This window comes from Dietzia sp. B19, assembly GCF_014145155.1.
Classification (GTDB): Bacteria; Actinomycetota; Actinomycetes; order Mycobacteriales; family Mycobacteriaceae; genus Dietzia; species Dietzia natronolimnaea.
The window spans coordinates 1-5500 of record NZ_JAALED010000186.1 but is presented as its reverse complement, the minus strand read 5'-3'; the positions used below and the strand labels follow the sequence as shown (position 1 = coordinate 5500).

The following is a 5500-nucleotide window of genomic DNA, read 5'->3' as shown; positions in this document are numbered from 1 at the left end:
GGCCCCCGCACGGCGGGGGCCGACTCTCGGTGTGCAGGCAGCCGGGTTCAGCTCTCGCGGAGCGCGTCCGTGCATGTCAGGCGGAGTCTCTCGAGCTCCTTGCCGTGCTCGACCGCGCGCTCGACCAGCGCCTCCAGCGTGGGCCGGGGGAGACGCGGGTCGCCGATCTCGAGCAGCGCCCTGAACCCCAGCTCCTTGCCCCGCACCGCGATGGTGAGTGCCTCCAGCTCGAGGAGATCACTGAGCGGCGACCTCTCGGCGAATCGCTGGTTGGGCTTGAGCTGACCGAGCTTCTCCGCGGCGCGGGCAGGGAGGTCCTTGAGGGCAGACGGCGACGTCCCCGCCAGGGTCATGAGTTCCTCGAGACTGTGGAGGTCGTCCACCGTCTCGTCGCCGATACGCGAGACGACCCCACGGATCTCGGGGTCCTCGTGGTCCTTGGCCACCCTCCGGAACAGGTCCACCCCGGCGGCGGCCCCGGCGTGGTGGTCCTGCATGTACGTGTGCAACAACTCGGTGGCCATACCGGCGACGTTACGTCCTCTCGGCGAGGCGGCAACCGCGAACCGGCAGGGTCGTCACCGACGAGCTCAACCGCGGGCGAGGGCCGGGAGCAGCTCCTGCTCGGCCAACTCGAGGAAACCGGACTGGTCCTGGGAGACGTGGTGCAGATAGATCTCGTCGAACCCCAGTGACTCGAACTCGCGGAGCCGGCCGACGAGGTGATCGACCGAGTCGGTGACGATCACGGTCTCCTCGATCTTCTCGTCCGGGATGTACCGGGCGACCAGGTCGAACTGCTCCGGGGTGGGCAGGTCGTAGGCGACCGGCGGGTCCACGGCGTGGTTCTGCCACTGATCCCGGGCGACCTCGCGTGCGCGGCTCATGGTGTCCTCGATCGCCACGTGGACCTGCAGAGCGAGCGTCCCCCGGCCGCCGGCCGTCCGATAGGACTGGACGATCTGCCGGACCGAGTCGGGGTCGTCGTTGATGGTGATGAGCCCGTCGGCCCAGGTCGCCGCCCGCGCGGCGGTCTCCGGGGTGAGTGCCGGGCCCATGATCCGGGGTGGTGTCTCCGGGAGCGAGTACACCCGCGCGTTCTCGACGTCGACGAGTCCGTGGTGGGTGACCTCCTCGCCGCGGTGGAGGCGGCGGATGACGTCGACGCTCTCCTCCAGGCGGGCCTGCCGAGTGGCCTTGTCCGGCCACTTGTCGCCGGTGATGTGCTCGTTCATGTTCTGACCACTGCCGAGGGCGACCCAGAAGCGGTCGGGGAACATCTCGGCCAATGTGGCCGACGACTGGGCGACGACGGCGGGGTGGTAGCGCTGGCCGGGCGCGCAGACGGTGCCGAACGTCATGCCGGTGGTGGCGAGCGCGGCACCCAACCAGGACCAGGCGAAGCCCGAATGGCCCTGGCGCGTGGACCAGGGTGAGAAGTGGTCGGAGCACATCGCGATGCGGAAGCCCGCGCGTTCGGCCTGCTGGACGTCCCGCAGCAACCTGCCCGGGGAGATCTGTTCGTGCGAGGCGTGGAATCCGTAGGCGGTCATCGTTCGCCTTCCTGTCGTCCCTTCCGGGCCGCCTGGATGGCGTCGGCCGCCCGGATCAACCCGATGTGACTGAACGCCTGGGGGAAGTTCCCCGCCAGGCGGCCGGATGCGGGATCGAACTCCTCGGAGAACAGGCCGAGGTCGCTGCCCCGGGACACCATGGTCTCCATGAGGGTCTGGGCCTCGTCGACGCGGCCGCTCCCGGCGTACTGCTCGACCAGCCAGAAGGTGCACAGAACGAACGGGTACTCGCCGCCCTCGAGGCCGTCGATCCCGCTGTCGACCCGGTAGCGGTGGACGAAACCCTCCTCGGTGACGAGGTCACGTTCGATACACGCCACCGTGCCGAGCATCCGGGGATCGTCGTAGTCAAGGAATCCGGTGTGGGGCAACTGCAGGAGGGAGGCGTCGACCTCGGTGTTGTCGTAGGTCTGGGTGAAGCTGCCCAGCTCGGCGTCGAACCCGTGCTCGTCGATCTCCTCGGCCAGGCGGGACCGGAGCTCGCGCCACCGCTCCACGGGTCCGTCGAGCCCGTGCTCCTCGACCGCGCGGACGCCCCGGTCGAACGCGGCCCACATCATGGCCCGCCCGTGGGTGAAGTGGTGGGTGGACCCGCGCATCTCCCAGATCCCGTGGTCCTCGCGGTCGAAGTGCTTCTCCGCGTAGCGCAGGAGACCCTTCTGCAGGCCCCAGGTGTACTCGTCCTCGTGGACACCGGCCTCGCGCAGGTCGTGCAGGGCTATCATGACCTCTCCCACGACGTCGGCCTGGTACTGGTCTGCCGCCCCGTTGCCGATCCGCACCGGCCGGGAGTCCTCGTAACCGTCGAGGTGGTCCAGTTCCATCTCGATCAGCTGGCGTTCCCCGCCCAGGCCGTACATGATCTTGACGTCGTCCACGTCACCGGCGACCGCACGAAGGAGCCAGTCGCGCCAGAGCGCGGCACCCTCGGTGAGACCGTGCGCCACCACGACCTCGATGGTGAAGGCGGCGTCGCGGAGCCAGGTGTAGCGGTAGTCCCAGTTCCTCTCGCCGCCGAAGTACTCGGGTAGCGAGGTGGTCGGCGCGGCCACGATGGCGCCCGTGTCCATATTGGTCAGAGCCCGCAGTACGAGGAGCGACCGGGTCACCTCGGGCTGGGGATCGCACTCGACCTCCAGCTGTGACGACCAGTCGGTCCAGGCCCGGATGGTCGCCGCGATCGTCGCGTCGGCGTCGGGCGGGTCGGGGACCTCCTCGTGGGACGGGAACCAGGTCAGGTCCCAGTCCAGCCGCTCTCCCTCGCCGACGTCGAACCGCCCCTCGAGTCGCCGGGCGCGCCCACCCTCCTGGGAGGATTCGTCGTCGCGCACGGCGGCGCGGGCATGGGTGTCATCGCTGGGCGAGGAGCCGTCGTCCTCGTCCGGCCAGTGCAGCATCGGCCCGGTGACCAGGATGCCGTCGGGCCCGGCCAGGGCCAGCAGCGCGCGGTCCTGACCGTTCCTGGCGATCTCCCGGGTCCACGGTGTGGCCCGGGCGTAGTCGAACCTGAGGCGGAGGTCGTGCTGGACGGTCACCTCGCCGTCGAGGCATTCGACCCGGCGGATCAGGTCCCCCTGGGAGTCGCTGCGCAGGAGGCAGTCGGTCACCCGGGCGGTGCCGGTCGGCGACCGCCAGGTCGTCTCCAGCACGAAGGTCTCCGGGATGTACCGGCGATCGGTCACCTCGCCGTCGACCACGGAAAGGCACCACCGGCCGTCCTCGGGCCCGCCGAGCAGGGCCGAGAACACGGCGGGGGAGTCGAACCTGGGCAGGCAGAGCCAGTCGATGCTCCCGCCCCGCGACACCAGTGCTCCGGTACGCAGGTCGGACAGCAGTGCGTAGTCCTCGAGGGGGGTGCTGCGGGTCGAGCCGGCCATCTCTAGAAGACCGGCTTGCCGCCGGTCACCCCGAGCACGGTGCCCGAGACGTAACCGGCGTCGGCGGGCGAGGCGAGGAAGACGAACGCTCCCGCACATTCCGCGGGCTGACCCGCGCGACCGAGCGGGGTGTCCGAACCGAACTCCTCCAGCTTCTCGCCGGGCTGCGTGGCCGGCTGCAGCGGCGTCCAGATGGGGCCGGGCGCGACCGCGTTCACCCGGATGCCCCGGGGCCCGAGTTCGGAGGCGAGGTTGACGGTGAGGTTGTTCAGGGCCGACTTGGTGGCCGCATAGTCGAGCAGCGGCGGGGCCGGTTGGTAGGCCTGGATCGACGTGGTCGTGATGATCGAGGACCCGGGGCCGAGGTGGTCCAGCGCCTCCTGGCTCGCCCAGATCGTGGCGTACAGGTTGGTCTTGAACACCCGGTCCATGTTCTCGCTGTCGATGGTCTCCAGACCCTCGCCGCGAGCGTGTTGGTAACCGGCGTTGTTCACCAGGATGTCCAGTCCGCCGAGCTGCTCCGCGGCGTCCCGGACCATCTGACGGCACTGGGACTCCTCGCGCAGGTCACAGGGGAGGAGTACCGCCCGCCGGCCCGCGTCCTCGATCCAGCCCCGGGTGTCCTGGGCGTCGGACTCCTCCTCCGGCATGTAGGAGATCGCCACGTCGGCTCCCTCTCGGGCGTAGGCGATGGCCGCGGCCCGCCCGATCCCCGAGTCCCCGCCCGTGATCAGGGCCTTCATCCCCTGGAGCTTGCCTGATCCGCGGTAGGTCTGTTCCCCGTGATCGGGCACCGGGGTCATCTCGGAGCTGAGCCCGGGGGGCCGCTGCTCCTGGGGCGGGAACCCGCCGCTGTCGTTCGTCATCTCCTCGGCGCGTCGTGTGATATCGCTCGTGGTGCTCATATCTCCAACGTACGTAAAGGTGTCGTATCCGCCACCGGGGCCGGACGGCGTCCGGAGGCCCCGAGCGGGTCAGCGGGCGTCGACCTCCCGTGCGTCAGCGACCCAGCAACCCCTTGGCGATGTGTGTCACCTGGATCTCGTTGCTACCGGCGTAGATCATGAGCGACTTGGCATCCCTGGCGAGTTGTTCGACCCGGTACTCCGCCATGTAGCCGTTGCCGCCGAAGAGCTGCACCGCCTCCATCGCGACCTCGGTGGCCGCCTCGGAGGAGTAGAGCTTCATCGCCGACGCCTCGGCCAGGGTCAGGGGCTTTCCGGCGCGGGCCCGTTCGATGGAGTGGAACACCATGTTCTGCACGTTGATCCGGGCCACCTCCATCCGGGCCAGCTTGAGCTGGATCAGCTGGAACCGTCCGATCTCCTGGCCCCAGAGGGTGCGCTCGCGCGAGTAGTCCACGCAGAGCCGGTGACATTCCTGAATGATTCCCAGCGCCATGATCGCCACTCCGGTGCGCTCGGCGGTGAAGCTGGACTTCGCGGACTCCCGCCCGTCGCCACCGCGGTGGTCCTCGGTCTCCCCCAGCAGGCGGTCACGGCCGAGCCGGACGTCGTCGAAGAACAGCTCGCCGGTGGGGGAGCTGTGCAGGCCCATCTTCTTGAACGGCGCGCTCTGCGTGAGGCCGTCCATCCCCGCGTCCAGGACGAATGTCAGGACCTTGCGGTCACGCTTGGCTGCCGCGGCGTCGCGGTCGTCGGCACCCGCCGCCGCGCCCTCCTCGAGCTTGGCGTAGACGATCATCACGTCGGCGTGCGGGCCGTTGGTGATGAACGTCTTGCGGCCGTTGAGGATGTAGTCGTCGCCGTCCCTCCGCACGTGGGTCCGCATCCCGCCGAACGCGTCGGACCCCGAGTCCGGCTCCGTGATCGCCCACGACGCGACCTTCGCCATGGTCACGATGCCCGGCAGCCAGCGTTCCTTCTGGGCCAACGTCCCGCGCGACATGATGGTCGTGGCGCCCAGCCCGATGCTCACCCCGAGCGCCGACACCAGGCCCATGCAGGCCCCCGCGAGCTCGCTGATTACCACCGCCATCAGCGAGTCCTGGCCCTCGAACGCTCCGCCCGACCCGCCCGACCCGCCCGA

The 5500-nt window shown here is 69.7% G+C and carries 5 protein-coding genes; all 5 read right to left on the bottom strand.

Translation table 11 applies throughout. The features are described 5' to 3' along the window. Nucleotides 1-47 precede the first annotated feature (47 nt). Nucleotides 48-524, bottom strand: coding sequence for a hypothetical protein (locus G6020_RS06460; RefSeq protein ID WP_182610056.1), 477 nt, complete (start codon nucleotides 522-524; stop codon nucleotides 48-50). A gap of 66 nt (nucleotides 525-590) precedes the next feature. Beyond that, on the bottom strand, nucleotides 591-1553 hold the full coding sequence (locus G6020_RS06455) for a TIGR03885 family FMN-dependent LLM class oxidoreductase (RefSeq protein ID WP_182610055.1): 963 nt from the start codon (nucleotides 1551-1553) through the stop codon (nucleotides 591-593). Further along, nucleotides 1550-3451 carry a glycoside hydrolase family 15 protein gene (locus G6020_RS06450; protein ID WP_182610054.1) on the bottom strand — a complete coding sequence of 634 codons (1902 nt, stop codon included), beginning with the start codon at nucleotides 3449-3451 and terminating at the stop codon, nucleotides 1550-1552. Before G6020_RS06450 ends, G6020_RS06455 begins: the two co-directional genes overlap by 4 nt. Before the next feature lie 2 nt (nucleotides 3452-3453). Further along, nucleotides 3454-4317 carry an SDR family oxidoreductase gene (locus G6020_RS06445; RefSeq protein ID WP_241731059.1) on the bottom strand — a complete coding sequence of 288 codons (864 nt, stop codon included), beginning with the start codon at nucleotides 4315-4317 and terminating at the stop codon, nucleotides 3454-3456. Nucleotides 4318-4450: 133 nt separating this feature from the next. Then, nucleotides 4451-5500: acyl-CoA dehydrogenase family protein (locus G6020_RS06440; RefSeq protein WP_182610052.1), on the bottom strand; the 1050-nt coding region annotated here is incomplete at its 5' end.